The following is a 24131-nucleotide window of genomic DNA, read 5'->3' as shown; positions in this document are numbered from 1 at the left end:
AGATCGGACGTAATCGCGAGCAAGCTCACTCCTACAGTTGGGGTGCGCTCTTGTAGGAGTGAGCTTGCTCGCGATGGCGTCAGCGTGGACCTCCACGCCCTATTTGATTGACCCGAAACCCAAGGAGAACCCCCCATGACCGATACCTTGATCAAAGTCGACCTCAACCAGCCTGTCACCGAAAACGAGCAGATCCACAACCGCTGGCACCCGGACATCCCGATGGCTTGCTGGGTCAAGCCGGGGGATGATTTCATCCTCGAAACCTACGACTGGACCGCTGGCGCGATCAAGAACAACGACGATGCCAGCGACGTCCGCGACGTCGACCTGACCACCGTGCATTACCTCTCCGGGCCGGTGGGTGTGCACGGCGCCCAGCCCGGCGACCTGCTGGTGGTGGAGCTGTTGGACATCGGCGCCCGGGCCGATTCGCAATGGGGCTTCAACGGCTTCTTCTCCAAGCAGAACGGCGGCGGCTTCCTCACCGAGCATTTCCCGCTGGCGCAGAAATCCATCTGGGATTTCAAAGGCATGATGACCAGCTCCCGGCACATTCCCGGCGTCGAGTTCGCAGGTTTGATTCACCCCGGCCTGATCGGCTGCCTGCCGGACCACAAGATGCTCGCCGAATGGAACCGCCGCGAACAGGAACTGATCGACACCGACCCGGACCGCGTCCCGGCCCTGGCCTGTCCGCCCTGCGCCAGCACGGCGCACCTGGGCAAACTCAAAGGCCCGGCCCGCGACCTCGCCGCCGCCACGGGCGCCCGCACCGTGCCGCCCCGTGAGCACGGCGGCAACTGTGACATCAAGGACCTGTCCCGGGGCTCGAAAGTATTCTTCCCGGTCTACGTCGACGGCGCGGGTCTGTCCGTGGGCGACTTGCACTTCAGCCAGGGCGACGGCGAAATCACCTTCTGCGGCGCCATCGAAATGGCCGGCTGGGTGCACATGCGCGTCGAGCTGATCAAGGACGGCATGGCCAAGTACGGGATCAAAAACCCGGTCTTCAAGCCAAGTCCTATCGTGCCGAACTACAACAACTACCTGATCTTCGAAGGCATCTCGGTCGACGAAGCCGGCCAGCAACACTACCTGGACGTCAACATCGCCTACCGCCAGGCGTGCCTGAACGCGATCAACTACATGACCAAGTTCGGTTACTCCCCGGCCCAGGGTTACTCGCTGTTGGGCTCGGCACCGGTGCAGGGTCACATCAGCGGCGTGGTCGACATCCCCAACGCGTGCGCGACGTTGTGGCTGCCGACCGAGATCTTCAAATTCGACATCAACCCCAACGCCAACGGCCCGACAAAATTCATCGACGGCACCGTGGACTTGCCGATCGCGCAGGATAAGTAACGCTGGGCTGACGCCTGACCTGCAGTCGCGAAGGAATTCGCGCCTGCAGAACCCACGCCGACTAAAGGATTTGAGCCATGCCCATGTACGAATACGACTGCCCTGAATGCGGGGATTTCACTTCGCTGCGACCCATGGCCGAGAGCGCGCTGCCGTGCGAGTGCCCGGCGTGCGGCGCATCGAGCCTGCGGGTGATTCTCTCCGCGCCGGGGCTGAGCACGATGGCCGGCAACACCCGCAGCGCCATCGCCCGCAATGAGCAAAGCGCCCACGCGCCAAAAACCCTGGACCAGTACGAGGAAAGCCGGGGCCACCCCAGCGGTTGCAGTTGCTGCGGCCCGACGAAACGGCTCGAACCCACCAAAGCCAATCCCCACGCCCTGAAAGGCAAGCCAGCGGGCCGACCGTGGATGATCAGCCATTGATCTTTAGGGTGTTTATTGTTTATGGGTGTTTATAGGGGACTGATTTATTTATCGCGCTTCTTTGATAAATCAATCTGTCCCCGATGGCATAAGCGAGCCGGGAGACAGATTAATTTACGGTGAAGCGCTGTAAATAAATCAGTCCCCTCCCCAAATCCCCTCCCCACTGCTGAAAGGCAAGCCAGCGGGCCGACCGTGGATGAACAGCCATTGATCTTCAGGGTGTTTATAGGGGACGGTGTTTATAGGGGACTTGTTTATAGGGGACTGATTTATTTATCGCGCTTCTTTGATAAATCAATCTGTCCCCGATGGCAGAACCGAGCCGGGAGACAGATTGATTTACGGTGAAGCGCTGTAAATAAATCAGTCCCCTTCCCAGTCAGTCGCTCCCCAGTCGAGTTCCCTCCTCACTTACGACTCGAGATGACAGCGCACGGACGCCTCACCGCCTTTTGCCGGTAGTAACGCCTGGGGCTTTTCGCAGCCGTGGGTGGCTTTCGGGCAGCGATCCCGAAAAAAACACCCCGTCGGCAACGTTCGATTGCCCGGCAGCTCGGTCGGCGCCGACACTTGCCCATCGTCCACCGCCACCCCCAAACGCGGCACTGCCTCCAGCAACAGCTGCGTATACGGATGACGCGGCCGCTCAAGCACTTCCGCCGCCGTGCCCAACTCCACAATCTGCCCCAGGTACATCACCGCCACCCGGTCGGCCATGTGTCGCACCACCGAGACGTTGTGGGAGATCAGGATGTAGGTCAGGTCGCGGCTGCGCTGCAGCTCGGCCAGCAGATTGAGAATCTGCGCCTGCACTGAAATATCCAGCGCCGACGTTGGCTCGTCGAGAACGATGATGTCCGGGTTGGAGGACAGCGCCCGGGCAATCGCAATCCGCTGACGCTGCCCCCCGGAAAACTGGTGAGGAAAACGATCCAGGTATTCCGTGCGAATGCCCACCTGAGCCGCCACCTTCGCGGCAATGGCACGCATCTCGTGGCGCGGCGCCGAACGCTGCACGAACAGCGGCTCGGTGATGATCTTCCAAACCGACAGCCTCGGGTCGAGGGACGATTGCGGGTCCTGAAACACAATCTGCACGTTGCTACTGCGTTCCTTGTCGCTGTTGTAGATCCAGTCGAGTCGCCCGGACGTCGGCTTGATCAAGCCCATCAGCAACTGCGCCAGCGTACTTTTGCCGCAGCCAGACTCTCCCACTACACCGAGAGTCTCGCCGGAGCGGACCTGCAGATCGATGCCGTTCAGGGCGTGGGCCTGGGCCTTGGGTCGGCCAAGCCAGTCCTTGCCCATCGGGTAATGCACGCGCACGTCCTGCAGGCCGAGGATGGTCGGGCTTGCGCCGGGCAATGTCTGCAGCGCTGAACGGTTCATGGCCGCGACTCCTGTGGGGTGGCGTGTGAAGGCGCGCTCAACCAGCAGGCGCTTTTGCGGTCTGCGGCGGCGTCGATGACCTGCATAGGCGGGCGTTGCAGGCATTGAGCCGTGCCGAAGGCGCAGCGATCCAGGAAGGTGCAGCCCTCCGGCAACGCCGAAAGGTTGGGCACCTGGCCGGGAATGGTCATCAGGTCCTGGCCCGGTTCGACCTGCTCCGGCAACCCGCTGAGCAGGCCTTGGGTGTACGGATGTCGGGGGTCGGCCATCACCTGCGCGGTGACGCCCTGCTCCACCACCGCGCCGGTGTACATCACGTACACCCGGTCGCAGAACTGCGACACCAGCGCCATGTCATGGGTGATCAGCAAAATCGCCGTGCCCCGCGCGCGGGCTTTTTCCCGCAGCAGCAACAGCACCTGCCGCTGCACCGTGACGTCCAGCGCGGTGGTCGGTTCGTCGGCGATGAGCAATTGCGGATCGCAGGAGAACGCCAACGCGATCATCACCCGCTGACGCATGCCGCCGGAGAGCTCGAAGGGGTAGCTGTTCATCACCTGCTCGGGATCGGCGATGTGCATGTCGCGCAGCAACGCGATGGCTTTGGCCTTGGCGTCGGCCTTGCTCAGGCGCTGGTGATGGATGATCACGTCGAGCATCTGCCGGCCGATGCAGCGGGTCGGATTGAGGGCGGTCATGGGCTCCTGAAAGATCATCGCGGCGTCGCGGCCACGGACACTTAGCAGGTCTTTCTCTTTAGCGGTGAGCATGTCGCGGCCCAAAATGCTCAGGCTGCCGCCTTTCACGTCGTAAGAACGCTCCGGCAGCAGGCGCAGGCTGAGCATCGCGGTGACCGACTTGCCCGAGCCGGACTCGCCAATGACCCCGACGATCTCACCCGGATTAACGTGCAGCGAGACGCCGTTGAGCGCTTTGACGGTGCTCTTGTACGCCGGGAATTCGATGCGCAGGTCGTCGATGACCAGCACCGGGGCCTGCTCGGCCAGAGGTTGTTGAGCGGAAGCCTGCATGGTCATTTCCCCTGCTGCCGTGGGTCGAGCAAGTCACGCACGCCGTCGCCCAAAAGGTTGAAACCGGTCGCGGTGATCAGAATCGCCAGGCCGGGAAAGGTCGAGTACCACCATTGATCGAGGATGTAGTTGCGCCCGGTCGCGACCATGGCGCCCCACTCCGCCGTCGGCTGTTGCGCGCCGAGGCCGATGAAGCCCAGGGCCGAGGCCATGAGGATGGCGCTGCCGATGTCCAGGCTCAGCTGCACCAGCAACGGCGGCATGGCGTTGCGCGCCACGTGCCAGATGACCATGTGCCAGCGCCCGGCGCCGAAGGTTTCGGCGGCCTTGACGTAACCCATCTGGCGAATGCTCAGGGCCTGACCTCGGGCCAAGCGCACGTAGAACGGAATCCGCACCAAGGTGATCGCCAGCATGGCGTTGAACAGGCTCGGGCCCAGTGCGGCGGCCAGAGCCATGATCAGCACCAGCGACGGCACCGAGAGCATGATGTCCATCAGGCGCATGATCAGACCGTCAAAGCGCCCGCCAATGATCCCGGACATGCAACCCAGCAAGCCGCCGGCAAAGCACGACGCGAAGGCCACGAACAGGCCAACGCCGACGGATTGCCGGCTGCCGTACAGCACCCGGCTGAACAGGTCGCGGCCCACTTCGTCGGTGCCGAACCAGTGGGCGGCGGACGGCGCGGCCAGGCGCTGGGTCAGGTTCAGTGCATTGGGATCATGGGACGCGAGCCACGGCGCGAAGGCCATCACCAACAGCACCATCACGGTGATCAGCAGCCCGGCCATGGTCAGCGGACTGCGGCGGATCTGGTGGGCCAGATACGCCCATTTATCCTGCCAGCGCGAGGCGGCCGGCAGTGGCGCCACGGCGGGCGCGGTGATCGGGGTAGTCATATCAGTTGACCTCGCCAATGCGCGGATCGATCAGGCGGTACAGCAGATCGATCGCCATGTTCAGCAGCACGTAAATGAAGGAAACCATGATCGCGAAACCCATCACCGCCGGGAAATCCAGCGACTGGATCGACTTGACCACGTAAGCGCCCATGCCCGGCCAGGCGAACACCGTTTCGGTGAGCACCGCGCCGTAGAGCAGATCGCCCAAGGTCAGGCCCAGTACGGTCACCGAAGGAATCAACGCGTTGGGCAAGGCGTGGCGCAGAATCACCGCCCACTTCGACAGCCCGTAGGCGCGCGCGGTACGGATGTAGTCTTCGCCGAGCTGGTCGAGCATCGCCGAGCGGATCTGCCGCGCGACCACGCCCAAGTTGACGAAGCCCAGGGTGATGGCCGGCAGAATCAGGTGCTGCAGGGTGTTGAAGAACAGTGCGGTATCGCCTGCCAGCAGTGTGTCGATCAGGTAAAAACCGGTGATGGTTCGGGGTGGGTCCAGCCCCTCGTCAAGCCGCCCGCTGCCGGGCAGCCAGTTCAGCTGGCCGTAAAACAGCACGATCAGGCCGAGGCCGAGCCAGAATGCCGGGGTCGAAATCCCCGTTACTGCCAGGGTGCGCGCGACCTGATCGATAAAGCGGTTGTGGTACACCGCCGAGAGCACGCCCAATGGCACGCCCACCAGAATCGACAAGGTCAGCGCCGTCAGCGCCAGTTCCAGGGTTGCCGGGAAGAACGCCTGCAAGTCTTCGAGCACCGGGCGATGGGTGCGAATCGACGTGCCCAGGTCGCCGTGCAGCAGGTCGAGCATGTAGCGGCCGTATTGTTGATACAGCGGCAGGTCCAGCCCCAACTGGTGGCGGATGTTGTCGACGATGGCGTCGGTGGCGCGGTCGCCGGCGATCAGTCGCGCGGGGTCGCCCGGAATCAGGTGCGAGATGGAAAAGGTAATCAGGGAAACGCCGAACACCACCAGCAGCAGGCCGCCCAGGCGTTTGCGCAGCATATTCAGGAAGGCCATGGGGCACCTCGGTCACGCAGTGGATCAATAACGCGAAACAGCTCGCGGACACAGCGCTGCTCCACAGGACCCCGCCTCACTTGCAGGGCCCTGTGAGTCACAGCGATTGACGGGATGCAGCGCTTACTTGGTGATCGTGCCGACGTTGAACACCTGTTCCAGCATCGGGTTGAACACGTAGCCCTTGACCTTTTCGCTCATCGGCAAGGTGTAGGCCTTCTGGTAGAGGTAGGCGTAGACGCTGTCGTTGAGCACGATCTTCTGCGCCTGCTGGTACAGCTCGGTACGCTTGGCCATGTCGTTGGTGGTCGCCGATTCGCGGATGAGTTTGTCCACGGCCGGGTTGTCATAGAACGAACGGTTGCCGGCCAGGCCTTTCAGCTTCGAGTCGAAGAAGAAGTTCATGAACATGTAGGGGTCGGCGAAGTCCGGGCTCCACGAACCGATGGCGATGTCGAAGTCCCCGGTGCCCAGGCGCTCGCGCATGCTGGCGTTGGCGAGCTTCTCCAGCTTGAGGTTCACGCCCAGGGGTTGCAGGCCGGCTTGAAGGGTCAGGCCGATGGGCTCCCAGTTCGGGTCTTTGTCGGAGTACATGAATGTCAGGTTGCTGACCTTGGGCGAGACTTTCGCCAGGTCCGCCTTGGCCTTTTCCATGTCCTGCTTGAACGCCGGCAGCTTCTCGTCATACGCCCACATGCCCTGGGGGATCGGGCCATTGAGCGGCTTGGCCTTGCCTTTCAGGATGCCGTTGATGATGCCGTCGTAGTCGAGGGATTCGACAATCGCGCGCCGCGCATCGGGGTTGTTCATCGGCGCTTTCTGGGTGTTGAGGTACAGCAGCGTCACCCGCAGCGACGGGTAGTCGCCGACGACAATGCCGGATTTCTTCGCCAGCGCTTCGAGCTGGTCTTCGGGCATGTCTTCGATGATGTCCAGGTCGCCGTGTTCCAGCTGCAGCCGACGCACCGAGGCCTCGCTGATGATCTTCACCACGACCTTTTTCAGGGTCGGCTTGGGGCCGGCGTAGTAGCTGTTCTGCTCCATGGTCAGCGCCTGGCCTTTCTGCCAGTTGACCAGCTTGAACGCACCAGAACCTGCGGTGTGGTTCGACAGGTAGGCGTCGGCGCCTTCGGCTTTCTTCGCCACGTCCGGGTTGATGATCGCCGCGCCGTTGTGGGCCAGCGTCGAGAGGAACGGCGCGTACGGCGCTTTGAGGGTGAAGCGCACGGTCAGCGGGTCGACCACCGAGACGGCCATGTCATCGGGAAACGCACCGGACGGGCCTTGCTTGAGCTTCATCACCCGGTCGAAGGAGAACTTCACCGCTTCGGCGTTGACCTCGGCGCCGTCATCAAACTTGTTGCCGGGCTTGAGCTTGAATTCCCAGGTCAGGTTGTCCGCCGAGGTGGTCCAGCTGCTGGCCAGCTCCCCCGCCACTTCGGTGCTGCCCTTGCCGTTTTCTTCCTTGTAGGTGACCAGTCGCTGGTACGCCGGGTAGGTCACGGTCCAGTCGTTGTTGTCGATGGTCACGGCCGGGTCGAGGGTTTGCGGGTCGGACGGTTTGCCGATCATCAGGGTGTCCTGGGGCACGGCTGCGCTGGCCGATTGCCAGGCGCCGAGGCCCATGGCGGTGCAGAGGAGTGCCATCGCCAGGGTGCGAGGGGTGAAGATTGATTTCATGCCGGTTCCTTGATCGTCGATGTAGGGAAGTTCGTCAGGTTTGTTATTGAAGCTATACCGGGCAGTTAAAGCTCACAGGCCTCAGGCCTGGGAAATGGCACGCCCTGCTCTCGCGAGGTCGGGTGACGCCAGATTCAGCCGGGATTCGTGGTCGTCCCGGTCGTGTGTTCGTGTGTTCGTGTGTCTTGTTTTGTGCTGCGTACTGCGTGTTTGGTGTTCAGTCAGCGGGCTGGATCGAGCCGTCGTCGATCAGCGGGTAGTCCTCGGCGTCGGGCAGTTCGTAATGCCACCACTCGCTGTCGATGTAGGTGAATCCCGCGGCCAGCATGATCCCCAGCAGGAGCAGACGATTGCGCTGAACGTGGGCGGGCAAATCAGCGAAAAACTGATGGGACTGCTCGCGCATGTCGTCGAAACCGGTGCCCATGTCCAGGGCTGTGCCGCTCGCGTCGATCAGGGTCAGGTCCACCGCGACGCCACGGGTGTGGTGGGAACCCAGGCTGGGGTCGCGCACGTATTCGGGGTTGGGCAGCGCCTGCCACAGCAGGTACTGCGCGTAGCCCGGGCGATAAGCATCGAAGAGGCGCAGGCGCAAACCGGCCTGGCGCGCCAGGGTGCTGGCCTTGCGCAGACAACGCTCGGCGTCGCGGTGCAAAAGGCAGCGCGGGTCCTGGTAAATCTGCTTGCCGGCGAGGTTGTCGACGCCGGCGTAGATCAAGTCGACCTCGACCTGCAGCGCGTGGGCGTCGACTTCGACGAGGGGGCTTTTCACGTAACGACACTCCAGATCAGCTTCTTCATTCATCATGTATTGAGGGGGTAGAGCTTCCCGGCTGAAGCCGGTCCTACTAAAAGCGAGTCATGCAGCGGGCTCGGCTGCCTCCCGTAGGACCGGCTTCAGCCGGGAAGCTGTTGCCCCTGTGGGACCGGCCTTAGCCGGGAAGCTTTGGCTATTCAAACTGGCCAAACAGTTGTTGCAGCTCACGGTTCTTCGCCAGCCTCTGGTCGAGGCGATCGCCATAGCGCTCGGCCACCGCCGACACCATCAAATTAAACAGGCACGTCAGCGGCGCCAGGGAATCCCAGAATTGCCCCACGTCGGCGTCGAGCTGGAGCAGGTCGCTCGGGTAATCCCGCGCCCACGGGCAGTGAAAATCGGTGATGAAGGCCAGCCCGACGTTCTGCTGATGGGCGACTTCGCAGAAGGTCCGCGTAACAGCGGAATAGGTGCGGAAGTCGGCGATCACGGCGTAGGGATTTTCGAATTGCGAGTTCAGCGATTCGGCATAGGTGCCGGACAGGCCGTCGACGTAATACACCTTGGGCCGGATGTACTCCAGGTGATTGAAAAACGCGTTGAGGATGCCGCGGGTGGTCTGAATGCCGACGATGAACACCGCGTCGGCGCTGTGCAGCCGCTCAACGATGCGGGCGAAGGTTTCGCCACGGGCCAGAGCATAGACCCGCTGGATCGCTTCCAGCTCACGGTTCATCGAACGTTCCAGTGCATCACCCTGGGTGTTTTCTTCACGAAACGCGCCGAGCCGATCAGTAATCACCCAGGGACTGGCGGTGTCGCCGCGCAGGCTCTGTTTGACGTCGTCAATGTTGCGGTAGCCCAGGGAGCGCAGGAACCGCCCCACCGAAATACCGGTGGTGCCGGTCTGCTGGGCGATGCTGTCAGCGGTCTCGAACGGCAGCTTCTGCGGGTTGGCCAACAGGTAGCCGGCGATGCGCTTGCCCGTCGGCGTCAAATCGCTGAATCGCTGTTCCAGGGTGTCGATGAACGTGGTTTTCTGCATGGGTTAGCAGCCTGAATCGGGTGAAGCGGAGTGCCGGAAAATGTTATTGACCGAGCACTTCACTACAGGATGTTACCAACATAACATCGGTTTTCGAGAGGCCACAACTATTATTTCAAGAAGATTCAACCGCAGAAAAACCTGGCTCAGGGTGGTGCGGGCACGCGCATAAATGCCCTTTTACCGGGCAAAAATGGTTGGACGATTGGGTGAATGGAGAGAGGCAATTTATACGCAGGGAGGGCGTTCAAAAGGTCCGTTGTTCAATCTGCGCGTACTCGTCCGCTCCAGCAGAATCATGGCTGAAAGTGGTTGCTCACTCTCACTGTCATTACTGGAACGGACGTGCGCAGAATCTGCTTCAGGCCATGTCTTCTCCGAAGATTCTGACGAGCTCCGCCGTATTGATATCGACCTCGTCCGTGTCGTTTGTACGCAGGAGGATGTCTACGCCATTCTGGATTGCCATTCCGTCCACGCCGAGAAGCGTCGGGTATCCCTGAGATCCGTTCGCGCCAAAGCTTGCATCAAATTGTCCTGCGGAAGTCAACCTGATTACTCGCAGCACGGTGGGATCGATTACGCTCCTGCCAGCAACGACCGTGCGCCCCTTCACGTCCACGGCAAGGTTCGCCAGCGGCACCACCACATCGGTAAGAACGACCGGCATGCCCTGATTGAAATCAGGATCGCTGGAGCCATCCTTCAATAATCTGGCCACGGCGGCACACTGCCGTGGCTCGCCGAGGGAGAGTAACAACGTGGTACTTCCGTCGTCGGGTGATACGTGGATTTGAGTGATGTAGGAGTCCACCGTCGCGACAGAGTAGACAAGGATCCCGCCAGTTCCATAGCCCCCATCCAACTTCCCATCGGAGCCGTATCGGCTTAAAACGCCGTTCCCGTAGCCATGTTCGGCGCCGACGAGCGTCATATCCCCGGCATTATCGATTCCGTAATCAGTCCAGGTTGGAGCGTCAACACCGGCGGGTGGAGAAATAACCAGCACGCCGTCGTCCCCATAACTCTTATCAGGACTCCCATCCGAGTTGACTTTGACCACAACGTACATTGCCTTTTTTGAAATACCAGCGATCAGGGGGCAGCTGAATAAAAATCCCCCTTGGGCTTGCCTGGTCGCCCGATAAGAGCGATAGGCCGGAGAGCGACGATCCCAGGCCGGGTTTTCAATTGGGTCTTGAACGAACGGGTAAATCTTGACCCCGCCTTCGCCAAAAGATTTGTCAGGCTCTCCCGACGCCTCAAGGCGGATGGCAGCGGGAAAATAGTTAAAGCTGGAAGCTCTGGCAGACACTGTTTCCCACGTCACACCCACACACGTTATGGTGTCAACGCCAGCGTCGTTCTTACCGAAGATCAGTCCCTGAACATCAAGGACCGCTCGTTTCGCTTCATCTACCGATGGCAGCGGCCATTGCCAAGTAGCTCGTCCAGAGCCAGTCGTATCGGTGTCTAACGCGCCATCCGCTGTATACCGGGAAATGGTACTTGCCGTAGTCCCTAGCACGCCCCCAAATCCAGTCGCATAAAATTTCTGATCAGCGCTCAGGGTTGGATCCGGTGCGAACGTACGGGCCACGTCTATTAAATATCCGGCGCCGGCGAAGTGTGTGTCAAGATCGCCCGCTTGGTGAGCGCGACTGGCTTGATTTGTGCGAGGGTTGCTCATGATATTCATCCTTGATTGCGTAAACGGAGAAACTCAAGAGTAATGAGCGTGAACACTATTTTCAAGCACGCGGCTAGTCGTCCATGATATTCATCACGGCGTTAATTCTGCAGAATTAACAGCAGGTTAGTGGCGGGAAATAGAATTGGAAATTAGGTCAATTTCCAATTGTTCTAACAGGCAAGGTGCTAACAGTCTAAAAGCCGGCCACCTTAAGCCAATTCGCGATAGCGGCCAGTGCTGGTAAACACTTCAGTCCCGCTTTGCCATGACGTGACCCGAATGAAAGGGCTGATTCGTTAGGTGGCAGAATCAATAGGCTCCAAAAAATCTGTGGAGTTATATCGAATAACTATAAAAACGACGTACTGACTGGATTAAACCTGACCCCGTGCTGCAACGAACATTTACCTGTGTTGCAAAAGAGGCGCTGCGCATTGCACGCAGCGCCTGTCGTTGCTAGGAGTCAGTGCAGATTGATCTTGATCAGCTCCAGCAGTGACTGCACTGGGAGATGCAGAAATGGGCCTCCTGGGCATATTTCACGAGCTTGGATCTTCAGACGCCTCGCCGAACAATTTGGCGATTTCTCTAAATCCGGGTATCGCAGGGTCATCGGTTGTCGCGAGTATGTCTGCACCACTGATGATGACAACTTTTTGAAAGGGTTTGAGTGTGGAGTAGTCCTTAGAGCCTCCCTCACCAAATTCATCGTCCAGAATGCCGCTGGGGGTGATTCGGACGGCACACGCGACCTGTGGCGTCATTGCGCTTTCTCCGGCCACGATAACCCGCCCTTTACTGTCCACCGCCAGACAAGGCTTGTTCGCTGTCAGGCTGGTCACTTTAAAGGGGGCGCCTTCGTTGAAGGTTTTATCGGCCTCCCCGTTATTCAACAGCCTTATAACGGCGGCATAGGGCTCGGGTGCAGACACCAGGGTCAGCACTGTAGCCTCCCCTGTTACAGAGACACAGACGTGAGTCAGTTGACAGGCGAAGGGCTCGGCACGGATGATTATTTTCCCCGCCTCCCCGTAACTTGAGTCTGACGCCCCCTCGGACGTATACCTCATTACAACGCCGGCGTCCTGTGCAGCCGTAACGCCGACTAACGTGATGCCGCCATCTGCCTGCATTGCATAATCATTCCACTGCAGTGCATCCTGATCAGACGCGGCGCTGATTATTTGCACACCGTTATCGCCGAATCCCTCACATGGCTCTCCCGTATGTTTTATCTTGACCAAAACATACGTATATTTCCCGGAGTCTATTTTTAACAAACCACAGCAAAATAAAACATGCGCGTCATCCCTCACAGTGCTCACGTAAGTACTGAAGGGAGAGGATGGAAGATGAGGCCAGCCAAGGTCCTGATCGGGCAGTGGTCCATCAGCTGGTTTTCGGAATACATACATCATGCCCCCATTTTTGCCAAATATCGGGTCAATGACCGGGTCCTTCTCCCAGTAGTCGACAACACGTACGGCAGCCGGGTAGTAATAGACACCGGAGCCCTCGCCGGTGACGACTGCCCTGGCAACCCCAACGCCTGTGACCGTCTCGACTCCGCCCCTGTTTCTACTGAAGATCAGACCTTGTATATCAATCACACCTTGCCTGGCCTCATCAAGCAGCGGTAAATCAATTGCACGGAAATTCTGGTCAGTGAATCCGGTTGGAAAATAACGGCGAATTTCGGAGGGTGCCACTCCGAAAGGCTGAATTGTTGTGGTGGCGTAAAACTTTTGAATTGAGCCTGCCATGAGATCGACTGCAAACGTTGTAGGCATCGATCTAAGCACCCCAAGTCCACCATTAATCTCCATGTCCCGATCCCCGGCAGCGTGCGCATCGGCGCTTGCTGAGATTTGTTCTTCGCGCATGATCATTGTCCCTAATGGCTCAATTGATTTAACAATAACTCAACCTTCAGCCTATTCGGCATTTACCCTTTATTCAACGGCATAACGCCATGGAGGCAATCGCGCAGGAGGACATTAAATAACAAGAAAAACAGTCAGTTGCAGAGGACAAAACCATTCGCTATCAAATCAATTTCCAAACAATCTAAACCACCACCATGTCGGAAGGGTTCGGTCTTCCCGGCGAGATGCTTTTCGCTCCCACACAGTGCGAATGGGTTAATTTATTATCCTGCTTATAAATCAAAGGGGCTGTGCATTGCACACAGCCCTTGACAACCTATCAGCGCAAATTGGTCTTCGCCAGTTCCAGCACCATGTCGGCCTTGCCGTTCATCACGGCCTTGAGCATGAACAGGCTGAAGCCTTTCGCCTGGGCCAGCTTGATCTTTGGCGGCATGCCCAGTTCCTGTTTCGCGGTCACGACATCCACCACCACAGGCCCCGGATGTTCAAAGGCTTTCTTCAGCGCGGCCGGCAAGTCTGCCGAGTCCTCCACGCGAATCCCCAGAATTCCTGCGCCGATCGCGATGTTGGCAAAATTGGTGCTGTCGAAATCAGTGTCATGGGGCACATAGCCGCCCGCCTGCATTTCCATCGCCACGAAGCCCAGCGAGCTGTTGTTGAACACCACCAGCTTGATCGGCAGGTTCAGTTGGCGGATCGACAGCAGGTCACCCATCAGCATCGACAAGCCGCCATCGCCGCAGAGCGCCACCACTTGCCGCTGCGGGAATGCCGCTTTCGCACCCAATGCCTGGGGCATCGCGTTGGCCATGGAGCCGTGGTTGAACGAACCCAGCAGAGAGCGCTTGCCGTTCATGGTCAGGTAGCGCGCGGCCCACAGCGTCGGCGTGCCGACATCGACGGTGAAGATCGCGTCCGGGTCGGCGTAGGCGTCAACCAGGCGCGTCAGGTATTGCGGGTGAATCGGCTCGCCGTGGCCCGACGGCGTGGCCAGTTCGTCGAGTTCTTCGCGGGACTTGGCGTAGTGATCCAGTGCCTTGTCGAGGAACTTGCGGTCCGTGTGGGCCTTGAGGCGGGGCAACACGGCATCGAGGGTTTCACCGATGTCCCCCGCCAGACCGAGGGCGACCGGCACGCGACGGCCAATGGCGGTCGGGTCGATGTCGATCTGAATGACCTTGGCTTTTTCCGGGTAGAAATTGCGGTACGGCAAGCTGCTGCCGAGGATCACCAGCGTGTCGCAGGCCATCATCGCGTGGTAGCCGGAGCTGAAGCCGATCAAGCCGGTCATGCCGACGTCGAAGGGGTTGGCGTATTCGATGTACTGCTTGCCGCGCAGGGCGTGAACCACTGGCGCGGAGAGTTTCTCGGCCAGCGCAACCACCTGATCGTGGGCCTCGGCACAGCCGGCGCCGGCGAGAATGGTCACGGCTTTGGACGTGTCCAGCATGTCCACCAGGCGTTGCAGATCAGCTTCTGCCGGGATGACCCGCGCAGGCGCGTGATCGACCCACACGGGTTTGATGTCCGGGGCCGCGCTCAGGGCGACGTCGCCGGAGATGACAATCACCGCCACGCCGCGCTGGCTGATGGCCGCGCGCATGGCCCGCTCCAGCACCCGAGGGAACTGCTCGGGGGTGCTGACGGTTTCAACGAAGTGGCTGCACTCTTTGAACAGGTCGGTGGGGTGGGTTTCCTGGAAGTAATTCAGGCCGATCTCGGAGGACGGAATCTGCGCCGCAATGGCGAGGACCGGCACACCGCTGCGGTGGCAGTCATACAGGCCGTTGATCAAGTGCAGGTTGCCCGGGCCGCAACTGCCCGCGCACACCGCCAGCTTGCCGGTGGACGCTGCTTCCGCCCCTGCCGCGAACGCCGCGACTTCTTCGTGACGGGTGTGCATCCACTTGATCTTGCCCAGGCGCTGGAGGCTGTCGGTCAGGCCGTTCAGGCTGTCGCCGCTGACGCCCCAGATCTTCGAGACGCCGGCTGCGGCGAGGGTTTGGGCGAGGTAGTCGGCGATGGTTCTGCTGGACATGGGGCAAGTTCCTTGTCGAGTCGAATGAGCGCGCGAGGCCGGAACAGACCTCACGCGTGGTCTCAAATCGACCTGTCACGCCGGGCACAGTTCAGTGCATCTTGGGTAAACGCCCCCGCGCGCAAGCGCCGGATCTCACACCGGCGGCTGGCCCGCCGCTTTGCTCGGCGCGGCGATCTGCACTTTCGGATTGACCGGCGTGGCACTTGGCGTGGCGTATTGCTGCTTCAGGTGGCCGTCCGGGTCCAGCAGCCAGGCATCCAGAATTTCCCGCACCACGGGACCGGCCACACGACCGCCCGCCTCGCCGTTCTCGATCATCACCGCCACGACAATCTTCGGATTGGCGGCCGGCGCAAAACCGACGAACAACGCGTTGTCCCGGTGCCGCTCCAGGGTCTTGTTGCGGTTGTAGCGTTCGCCCTGCTTGATCGCCACCACTTGCGCGGTACCGCTTTTGCCGGCGATGCGGTATTGCGCACCTTGCGCCGCCGCACGGGCAATGCCGCGCGGGTCGTGCATGACCGCTTGCATGCCATTGTTGACCTGATCCCACTCGTGGGGATCACGCAGGACGATGTTCGGCATCGGGTGCTCGTCCACCGGCGGCGAACCGCCGATTTCCCTGGCCAGGTGCGGACGGTGCCACACGCCTTTGCTGGCGATCAGCGTGGTCGCCTGGGCCAGCTGCAGCGGCGTCACCTGCATGTAGCCCTGGCCGATGCCGAGGATCACGGTTTCGCCCGGGAACCAGGCCTGACGCCGGGTGATGCGCTTCCATTCTTTGGAGGGCATGAGGCCCGCCGACTCTTCGAACATGTCGAGGGAGACCTTCTGGCCGATGCCGAACATGGTCAGGTAATCGTGCATGCGGTCGATGCCCAGCTTGTGCGCCAGGTCATAAAAATAGGTGTCGTTGGAGCGCATGATTGCCGCATTCAAATCCACCCAGCCATCGCCGCTGTGGTTCCAGTTGCGGTATTTGTGATCGAAGTCCGGCAGCTGGAAGTAACCCGGATCGAAGACCCGGGTCGATGGTGTGATGACCCCGCTGTCCAGGCCGGCGATCGCTACTTCCGGTTTGATCGTCGAACCCGGGGCGTACAGGCCGCGCAGCACGCGGTTGAACAGCGGCCGGTCGACCGAATCCCGCAGCGCCGAATACTCCTTGAAGCTGATCCCGGTGACGAACAGGTTCGGGTCGAAACTCGGCTTGCTGACCATCGCCAGCACTTCGCCGGTGGCCGGATCAATCGCCACCACCGAGCCGCGACGATCCCCCAGCGCGTGTTCCGCCGCCTCCTGCAGCTTGATGTCCAGGCTCAGGGTGATGTTTTTGCCGGCCACTGGATCGGTGTGCTTGAGCACGCGCAACACCCGACCCTGGGCGTTGGTTTCCACTTCTTCGTAGCCGACATGGCCGTGCAGCTCGCTTTCGTAGAAGCGCTCGACGCCGGTCTTGCCGATGGACTGGGTGCCCCGGTACTCCACCTGATCGAGCTGGGTCGCCTCTTTCTCGTTGATCCGCCCGACGTAGCCGATGGAGTGCGCGAAATGCTCCGCCAGAGGGTAGTGGCGAACGAACTGCGCCTCGACGTCCAGCCCCGGCAGGCGGAACTGATTGACGGCCAACAGGGCGATCTGCTCTTCGGTCAGCTCATACAACAGCGTCACCGGCACAAAGCGGTGGGGCGAGTTTTTCATCGCCTTGTCGAAGATGATCCGGTCTTCGTCGGGCAGGTTGAGGATTTGCATCAGTTCGTCGATCACCGCATGCCAGTCGCCTGCGCGCTCGCGGGTCATGGTCAGGTTGAAGCTGGGGCGGTTGTCGGCGAGGATCACGCCGTTACGGTCGAAGATCAGCCCGCGCTCCGGCGGAATCGGCAGCACGTGGACGCGGTTGTTTTCGGAGATGGTCGAGTGGTAGGCGAATTCGGTGACTTGCAGGAAGTACATGCGGCACACCAGCGCCACGCTGAGCATGGCCACGAAAACGGCGCAGGCGATCAAGCGTTTGTTGACCAGCCGGGTTTCCTTCTCGTGGTCTTTTAAAGGTATTGGATCGGGCATTTCTGCAGCTACTCGGTGAATATATAAACGGCACAGTCAGCAACCCGCAGGGACAGGCGGGACGCAAATGGCGTGCACGATACCAAGAAGTGGCCCTGGCAAAGGACTTGGCTTGATGAAGATTCTGTCAGGTTGGTGCCGACGTCAGCCCTGAACGGCTGTACCCGTGGGCTGCTTCGGCGGGAGGACACGCCCCCCTGATCTGACCCATTGTTACCCGATTGCAGACCGACTGTTACGCAATAGGTAAGAGTCATTTACCGATTTCATCAGCCGCAACACGGCGTAACACATCTATCATGGCAGTTGGCGTGAAAAGATGCGGATCAGTTACGGCATTTCCCCGCTTAGCGTGCGCCATTCGCGCGCAGGCGTGCCAGAGACCCAATGTCACACCCCGCCAAGAGCCACTTGCCGTGCACATCGTATACGCGGCAATACCCGTGATAAAGAACGCAGAGCACAGCCCCGGCACGGACCATTCCCCAATGGCCTGTGGGGGCGTGGTTTTGCAGGAGCCCTGAATGACAGAACAATCCAAAGGCCTCACCCGCCGCCAGTTGCTGAAAGGTTCAGCCACGACGCTGGCCGTCGGTGCAGCTGCCACGGCCCAGGCCGCCACCGTCGTCGGTGTGCCCCAGTGGGTGCCCTTCGACCACAACGGACCGATGCACTACGACACCCCCGGCTGGCAATTCTTCACCGACGCCGAAGCCCTCGCGGTGGAAGCCATTGTCGCCCGACTGATCCCCGCCGATGACCTCAGCGTCAGCGGCAAGGACGCCGGTTGCGCGGTGTTCATCGACCGCCAACTGGCCGGCGAGTACGGCACCTTCAGCCGTCTGTACATGCAGGGCCCCTTCGTTCAGGGCACGCCGATGCAAGGTGACCAGTCGGAACTGGTGCCGCGCCAGCGCTACCGTCTCGGCCTCGCCGGCCTGGAAGGCTACTGCCAGAAGCAGTTTCAGAAAAGCTTCAGCGCGCTGACGGCCGAACAGCAGGACAAGGTCCTGACCGGTCTGGACAAGGCCGAAATCACGCTGGACGGCATCGACGCCAAATTGTTCTTCCAGCAGGTGCTCGGCAACACCATGGAAGGCTTCTTTGCCGACCCGGTCTACGGCGGCAACCGCGACATGGTGTCGTGGAAAATGATCGGCTTCCCCGGTGCCCGCTACGACTACCGCGAGTACATCGGCCTGCACAACCAGAAGCTCAATCTGGTGCCGCTCTCCATCATCGGCAGTTCCGCCTGGACCAAGAAGGGTTAATTCGACATGGCCAAAAAACTACCTTCCACGGACGTCGTGGTAGTCGGGCTCGGCTGGGCCGGATCCATCATCGCCAATGAACTGGCCGATGAAAACCTGAAGATCATCGGCTTCGAACGCGGCCCATGGCGCGATACCGCGGCGGACTTCAACGTTGCCTCGGCGGCGGATGAACTGCGCTACAACCGCCGTCAGGACCTGATGGTGAGGACCCGGCAAAACACCACGACCATTCGTAACAGTGTGACCGAGACAGCGCTACCCATGCGCAGCTGGGGCTCGTTTCACCCGGGCAACGGCACCGGCGGCGCCGGCAATCACTGGGCCGGCATCAGCTTTCGTTTCCAGCCCCACGAATTCCGGCTGCACAGCCACCTGAGCGAGCGTTACGGCAAAGAGTTGTCGCCTGAACTGACCCTGCAGGATTGGGGCACTGACTGGGACGAAATGGAGCCCTTCTACGCCAAGTTCGATCGCCTGGCGGGCATCTCCGGCAAGGCCGGCAACATCAAAGGTGTAATCCAGGAAGGCGGCAATACTTTCGAAGGGCCGCGCTCCGAGGAATACCCGAACCCGCCGACGGCACAGACCTACGCGCCGACGCTGTTCGCCGAAGCCGCGAGAAACCTCGGCTACAAGCCGTTTCCAGTGCCGTCCGCCTTGCAATCACGGCCCTATGTGAACTCCCTCGGCGTGGCCATGGGCGCCTGCACGTTCTGCGGTTTCTGCACCAACTACGGCTGCGCCAACTACTCCAAGGCCAGCGCCATCACTACCGTGCTGCCGGTCCTGGTGCGCAAGCCGAACTTCACCGCAATGACCAACTGTGAAGTGCTGCGCGTGACCATGGACAGCAGCGGCAAACGCGCCACCGGCATCGTCTACATGGATGCCAACGGCGAAGAGTGGGAGCAGCCTGCCGAACTGGTAGTGATCAGCGCCTTCATCTTCGAAAACGTGCGCCTGATGCTGCTCTCCGGCGTCGGCCAGCCCTACGACCCGGTGACCAACACCGGCACCACGGGCCGCAACTACGCCTACCAGACCGCCAACAGCGTGCGCATGTTCTTCGATGACAAGAACTTCAACCCGTTTATCGGTGGCGGCGCCATCGGCATGGGCATCGACGAATTCAACAACGACAACTTCGACCACTCGGGTCTGGGCTTCGTCGGCGGCGGCAGCACCCGCGTGACCCCGATCGGCGCCGCGCCCATCGACTCGCGCCCTCTCCCGCCCGGCACCCCGGCCTGGGGTTCGGAATGGAAGAAAGCCACGGTGAAGAACTACGCCGCGACCATGTCCATCGGCTGTGAAGCGAGCAGCTACGCAACGCGAACCAACTACCTGTCGCTGGACCCGACCTACAAAGATCCGCTGGGTCGCCCGCTGCTGCGCATCACCTTCGACTTCCCGGAGAACGATCGCAAGATGGCCGCCTACGTCACCGGCAAGGTCGGCGAGATCGCCAAGAGCATGAACCCGCGGCAGATGGTGCCCAGCTCCCAGCAAGGGCACTGGAACAGCGCGCCGTATCAGTCGTCGCACATCGTTGGCGGTTTCATCATGGGCGCCGATCCGAAGAACAGCTCGGTGAACAAACACCTGCAAGTGTGGGGCGTGCCGAACCTGTTCGTGGTCGGCTCCTCCGCCTTCCCGCAGAACCCGGGCTACAACCCGACCGGCACCGTCGCGGCGCTGGCTTTCAAAGCGGCGGATGCCATCCGCACCCGCTACCTCAAGCGTCCAGGGGAGATGATCAGCGTATGAAGACTCTTCTGACGGTCTGCGCAGGCGTTATCGGCCTGTCTGTTTCCCTGGCCCATGCCGCAACCGGCGCCGATTCCTACAACATCGTGGAAAAGGGCCGCTACCTGACCACTCTGGGCGACTGCACGGCGTGCCACACCATCCCGGGCAAGCCGCTGTTTTCCGGTGGCGTGATCCTTGATACGCCGTTTGGCAAGCTGGCCGGCGCCAACATCACCCCGGACCCGGCCACCGGCATCGGCCGCTGGAGTTTCGAGGATTTCCAGAATGCCATGTCCAAGGGCCACGGGCTGGACGGCAAGCGCTTGTACGGCGCCATGCCGTTCACCGCCTACACCAAGGTGCTGCGTGAGGACAACCTGGCGATCTTCGCGTACCTGAAGACGGTGGATCCGGTGGAAAACAAGGTGGAAACCAACCAGTTGCCCTTCCCTTTCAACGTGCGCACCAGCCTGATCGGCTGGAACCTGATCAACTTCAAGGAAGGCGAATTCAAGGCCGATCCGCAGAAGTCCGAGCAGTGGAACCGCGGCGCGTATCTGGTGGAAGGCCTCGGGCACTGCGGCACGTGCCATACGCCAAAGAACCTGATTGGCGGTGACAAGAACGATCAGTTCCTCACCGGCGCCAATCTGCAGAACTGGGTCGCGCCGAACATCACCTCCACTGGCCACGATGGCATTGGTGCGTGGAGCGAGGCGGACATCGTCAAGTACCTGAAGACCGGTGCGAACCGTTTCGACATTGCGTCCGGGCCGATGGCCGAGGAAGTCGAGCATTCTTCGCAACACTGGAAGGATGAGGATTTGCTGGCGGTGGCGGTGTATTTGAAGGATGGCGCCAAGCCGGTCGAGGCCGCCACGCCGGTTTCGGCAAGCGATGCGGCGATGGTAACGGGCAAGGCGATTTATGCGGATCGCTGTTCGGCGTGTCATACGCCGACGGGTGAAGGCGCGGCCAATCTGTTCCCGAAACTGGCGATGGCGCCGTTGGTGAACAGCGACGATCCGTCGTCGTTGATTCGTGTGGTGCTGGCGGGCAGTCGTGCGGGCGCGACCGATGCTGCGCCGACGGCTCCGGCGATGCCGGCGTTTGGCTGGAATCTGTCGGATGAGAATGTCGCGGATGTGCTGACGTATGTGCGTAATACGTGGGGCAATGCGGCGCCGGCGGTCTCGGCTGCGGAGGTGAAGGATGTGCGGGAGGGGTTGAGGGCGAAGTAGGTTTTCGCTCTTTGCCTGGCCTGAGAGCGTGCCCGGCCTTGGGGAAGATCAAAGGCGTCTGCCTAAGGGCAGACGTTTCGCCTTCGGCGAGTTACTTGGAAAAGCACCCCAAGTAACCAAGGGTGCTTGCTCCTGGTTGGGCCCTTCCTTCGTCAGGGTTCCTTCACTCCGGTCTCGCTCCGTGGGCCCGCCGCCATCCGCCATCCATGGCGGGGGGCAGCTCTCGCGGCATCCATGCCGCTCGGCCCACTCCGCGAAACCTGCGTTCAGCCTGCACCCAAGTCGCGATAGGTGTCGTCTGGACTATTTGGGTACGAAGATCAAAAGCAGATCAAGTGCAGCTCCGCTGCTTCCCGGCTGAACCCAATTCCACGGTCGAGGTTGCTGCCATTCTCACTGAATGCACGCGCTGCTTTTGTAGGACTGGCTTTAGCCGGGAAGAGGCCGGTTTGGGCGCCATCACTCCTGCGGCTCAACGCTTAGATCGTTCCCCCGCTCCGCGTGGGAATGCAGCCCTTGACGCTCCGCGTCCATTCCCGGCTAAAGCTGGTCCCACTGACTGCATACGTTGCTTTTAGTGGGACCGGCTTTAGCCGGGAATGGGCAGGTCGGGGCACCGATATTTTTTGGCGGCGAGCTGAATACACCTCCCATCATTAACTTGTACGATGTCTTATCACGAGGTATTACTAGATCCCCGTAAAAAAATAATAGAACGGAGATCGCTACATGGACTCATCCCTGTCCGCCTTGCCCGAACACGCTGAAACCGCTGAACGCTCAAGCGGCAACACCCGCCGCAGCTTCCTGAAAAAGTCCCTCGCCGTGTCCGCCACGTTTGCTGCCGTCGGCACCGCCGCACTTCCTCGCCTCGCGTCGGCTGCGGAACCCCTGAGCCAGCGTTACCCGGACCCGCTCATTCACATTCTCGACGACAGCTTTCTCGATCTGCGCGTGTTCAACGCCAGCGTGGAGAAACTCGCCACCGGCATGCGTTGGGCCGAAGGGCCGGTATGGGTCGGCGATGGGCGTTACTTGCTGGTCAGCGACATCCCCAACAACCGCATCATGCGTTGGGACGAAATCACCGACACCTTCACGGTGTACCGCGAGCATTCCAACTTCTCCAACGGCATGTGCCGCGATCGCCAGGGCCGTCTCATCGTCTGCGAAGGTTCCACCACCACCAGCGAAGGTCGGCGCATCACCCGCACAGAATACAACGGCACGATCACCGTGCTGGCCGACAGCTTCGACGGCAAACCTTTCAACTCCCCCAACGACATCGCCTGCAAAAGCGACGGCTCGATCTGGTTCAGCGACCCGCCCTTCCAGACCAGCAACAACTACGAAGGCCACAAAATCACCCCGACCCAGCCCCACGCCGTCTACCGCATCGACGGTGAGAGCAAGAAAGTCACACGAGTGATCGACGACCTCGCCGGTCCCAACGGCCTGTGCTTCTCCCCTGACGAAAAGACCCTGTACGTCGTCGAAGGCCGCGCCAAACCCAACCGCCTGATTTGGGCCATCGCGATCAAAGACGACGGCACACTGGGCGAACGCCGCAAACACATCGAAGGCCTGGACTACGCCGCCATCGACGGTATCAAGTGCGACGAAGCGGGAAACCTGTGGTGCGGCTGGGGTGGGAATGGCGACCCGAAGGCCGACCTGGAAAAACTCGACGGCGTGCGGGTATTCAATCCCCAGGGCAAGGCTATTGGGCACATCTCGTTGCCTGAGCGCTGCCCCAATCTTTGCTTCGGCGGACGTGAAGGGAATCGGTTGTTTATGGCGAGCAGTCACTCGATTTATTCGCTGTTTGTGAATACGCGCGGGACTGGGTTTGCGGTGTAGAGGTATTCACGTGTTGTGACGACGGCCAAGCGGCCGTCGACATTTGCGTTCCGAATGCTGCGCGGCGAGGTTGAAGGGGGTTATCCCCTTTAATCCTTTTATTTAAGTCAGTTCGTATTTTCTGAGACGAAACTCAAAAAGTTTTTCATTGTAACTTTCAATGTAGTCGATAGTAATTTCCGCACTAAGGTCAGCACTTATTAGTCTGACTTCATCACTTTGACATTTATTAAATTCGAATTCCATATTTAAAATAAGACCACGACCAGCATATGCACCGCAATATCGCCAATCCTCGTCAATCAGCAGATAATAATCGTCACCGACTGCTTTCGATAAGAACTGCTTCAGACATTCATCCAGAACGGAAAATTCAGCATTTTCCAAAGATATTTCTTCATTTTTTACCAACTTATTATTTATATTATCTGTTTCAGTCAAGCTCAAAAAATGTCTTTCTTCCGGGTCGATACCGAGAAAAGATTTAAGCTTTTTTTATAGCTTTCACGCAGACTGTTGCCATGAGCCTTCCTGTACAGCAATTCTCTTTTATAAGGATCAATATTCATTGGCAGCATCCTTCAACATAGAAAGCTTTCCCTTTTTCCCTTGGACACTGAGCCCGACCTTATGGCTCATCCTCGGACTTCCAAGTTATCAACTTTCACATACCGATCTTGCAAGTGCGGTTTTCTGAGAATT

18 protein-coding genes are annotated in these 24131 nt (G+C 60.1%); 6 read left to right on the top strand and 12 right to left on the bottom strand.

The features are described 5' to 3' along the window. Positions 1-135: 135 nt before the first annotated feature. Positions 136-1365, top strand: a complete 1230-nt coding sequence (gene fmdA, locus IFT99_RS08315; protein WP_192131491.1) for a formamidase — start codon at positions 136-138, stop codon at positions 1363-1365. A 77-nt stretch (positions 1366-1442) separates the two neighbouring features. After that, entirely contained in the window at positions 1443-1790 is a 348-nt protein-coding gene (locus IFT99_RS08310; RefSeq protein WP_192131489.1) for an FmdB family zinc ribbon protein, read from the top strand. Positions 1791-2204: 414 nt separating this feature from the next. Here the strand turns inward: IFT99_RS08310 and IFT99_RS08305 are convergent, their stop codons facing one another. From IFT99_RS08305 to mrdA, 11 genes are all read right to left on the bottom strand, one after another. Then, positions 2205-3182, bottom strand: a complete 978-nt coding sequence (locus IFT99_RS08305; protein ID WP_192131487.1) for an oligopeptide/dipeptide ABC transporter ATP-binding protein — start codon at positions 3180-3182, stop codon at positions 2205-2207. Then, positions 3179-4219 (bottom strand): ABC transporter ATP-binding protein, encoded by a 1041-nt coding sequence (locus IFT99_RS08300; RefSeq protein ID WP_446731121.1) that lies wholly within the window; start codon positions 4217-4219, stop codon positions 3179-3181. Before IFT99_RS08300 ends, IFT99_RS08305 begins: the two co-directional genes overlap by 4 nt. Further along, a complete protein-coding gene (gene ddpC / locus IFT99_RS08295; protein WP_192131483.1) occupies positions 4216-5115 on the bottom strand; it encodes a D,D-dipeptide ABC transporter permease in 900 nt (299 codons plus the stop codon). The genes IFT99_RS08300 and ddpC overlap by 4 nt, the downstream gene beginning before the upstream one ends. Position 5116: 1 nt before the next feature. Next, complete coding sequence (locus IFT99_RS08290) at positions 5117-6133, bottom strand: ABC transporter permease (RefSeq protein WP_192131481.1); 1017 nt, start codon at positions 6131-6133, stop codon at positions 5117-5119. A gap of 123 nt (positions 6134-6256) precedes the next feature. Continuing rightward, a complete protein-coding gene (locus IFT99_RS08285; protein WP_192131480.1) occupies positions 6257-7813 on the bottom strand; it encodes an ABC transporter substrate-binding protein in 1557 nt (518 codons plus the stop codon). 217 nt (positions 7814-8030) lie between these two features. Next, a complete protein-coding gene (gene ddpX / locus IFT99_RS08280; RefSeq protein ID WP_342214611.1) occupies positions 8031-8585 on the bottom strand; it encodes a D-alanyl-D-alanine dipeptidase in 555 nt (184 codons plus the stop codon). Positions 8586-8763: 178 nt separating this feature from the next. After that, positions 8764-9615, bottom strand: coding sequence for a MurR/RpiR family transcriptional regulator (locus IFT99_RS08275; RefSeq protein WP_192131476.1), 852 nt, complete (start codon positions 9613-9615; stop codon positions 8764-8766). Positions 9616-9976: 361 nt separating this feature from the next. After that, positions 9977-11305, bottom strand: coding sequence for a hypothetical protein (locus IFT99_RS08270; RefSeq protein WP_192131474.1), 1329 nt, complete (start codon positions 11303-11305; stop codon positions 9977-9979). Positions 11306-11847: 542 nt separating this feature from the next. Then, positions 11848-13191 carry a hypothetical protein gene (locus IFT99_RS08265; RefSeq protein WP_192131472.1) on the bottom strand — a complete coding sequence of 448 codons (1344 nt, stop codon included), beginning with the start codon at positions 13189-13191 and terminating at the stop codon, positions 11848-11850. 322 nt (positions 13192-13513) lie between these two features. Beyond that, entirely contained in the window at positions 13514-15235 is a 1722-nt protein-coding gene (gene poxB, locus IFT99_RS08260; RefSeq protein ID WP_192131470.1) for a ubiquinone-dependent pyruvate dehydrogenase, read from the bottom strand. Positions 15236-15370: 135 nt separating this feature from the next. Beyond that, complete coding sequence (mrdA, locus tag IFT99_RS08255; protein WP_192131468.1) at positions 15371-17305, bottom strand: penicillin-binding protein 2; 1935 nt, start codon at positions 17303-17305, stop codon at positions 15371-15373. A gap of 524 nt (positions 17306-17829) precedes the next feature. Between mrdA and IFT99_RS08250 the strand changes: the two genes are divergently transcribed. From IFT99_RS08250 to IFT99_RS08235, 4 genes are all read left to right on the top strand, one after another. Then, a complete protein-coding gene (locus IFT99_RS08250) occupies positions 17830-18576 on the top strand; it encodes a gluconate 2-dehydrogenase subunit 3 family protein (protein ID WP_192131466.1) in 747 nt (248 codons plus the stop codon). Between the two features lie 6 nt (positions 18577-18582). Next, the gene (locus IFT99_RS08245; RefSeq protein ID WP_065991625.1) at positions 18583-20346 is read left to right on the top strand and encodes a GMC family oxidoreductase; all 1764 of its coding nucleotides are present in this window, start codon (positions 18583-18585) and stop codon (positions 20344-20346) included. After that, the gene (locus tag IFT99_RS08240; protein WP_192131463.1) at positions 20343-21569 is read left to right on the top strand and encodes a c-type cytochrome; all 1227 of its coding nucleotides are present in this window, start codon (positions 20343-20345) and stop codon (positions 21567-21569) included. The genes IFT99_RS08245 and IFT99_RS08240 overlap by 4 nt, the downstream gene beginning before the upstream one ends. Positions 21570-22298: 729 nt before the next feature. Further along, complete coding sequence (locus IFT99_RS08235) at positions 22299-23429, top strand: SMP-30/gluconolactonase/LRE family protein (protein WP_192131461.1); 1131 nt, start codon at positions 22299-22301, stop codon at positions 23427-23429. Positions 23430-23531: 102 nt separating this feature from the next. On the opposite strand, the gene IFT99_RS08230 is transcribed toward IFT99_RS08235, so the two are convergent. Next, positions 23532-23876 carry a hypothetical protein gene (locus IFT99_RS08230; RefSeq protein ID WP_192131459.1) on the bottom strand — a complete coding sequence of 115 codons (345 nt, stop codon included), beginning with the start codon at positions 23874-23876 and terminating at the stop codon, positions 23532-23534. Positions 23877-24131: the final 255 nt, after the last annotated feature.

It is taken from the genome of Pseudomonas sp. CFBP 8772 (assembly GCF_014841665.1).
Taxonomy (GTDB): Bacteria; Pseudomonadota; Gammaproteobacteria; order Pseudomonadales; family Pseudomonadaceae; genus Aquipseudomonas; species Aquipseudomonas graminis_B.
The sequence above is the reverse complement of the archived record's forward strand: the minus strand, read 5'-3'. Positions and strand labels throughout refer to the sequence as shown.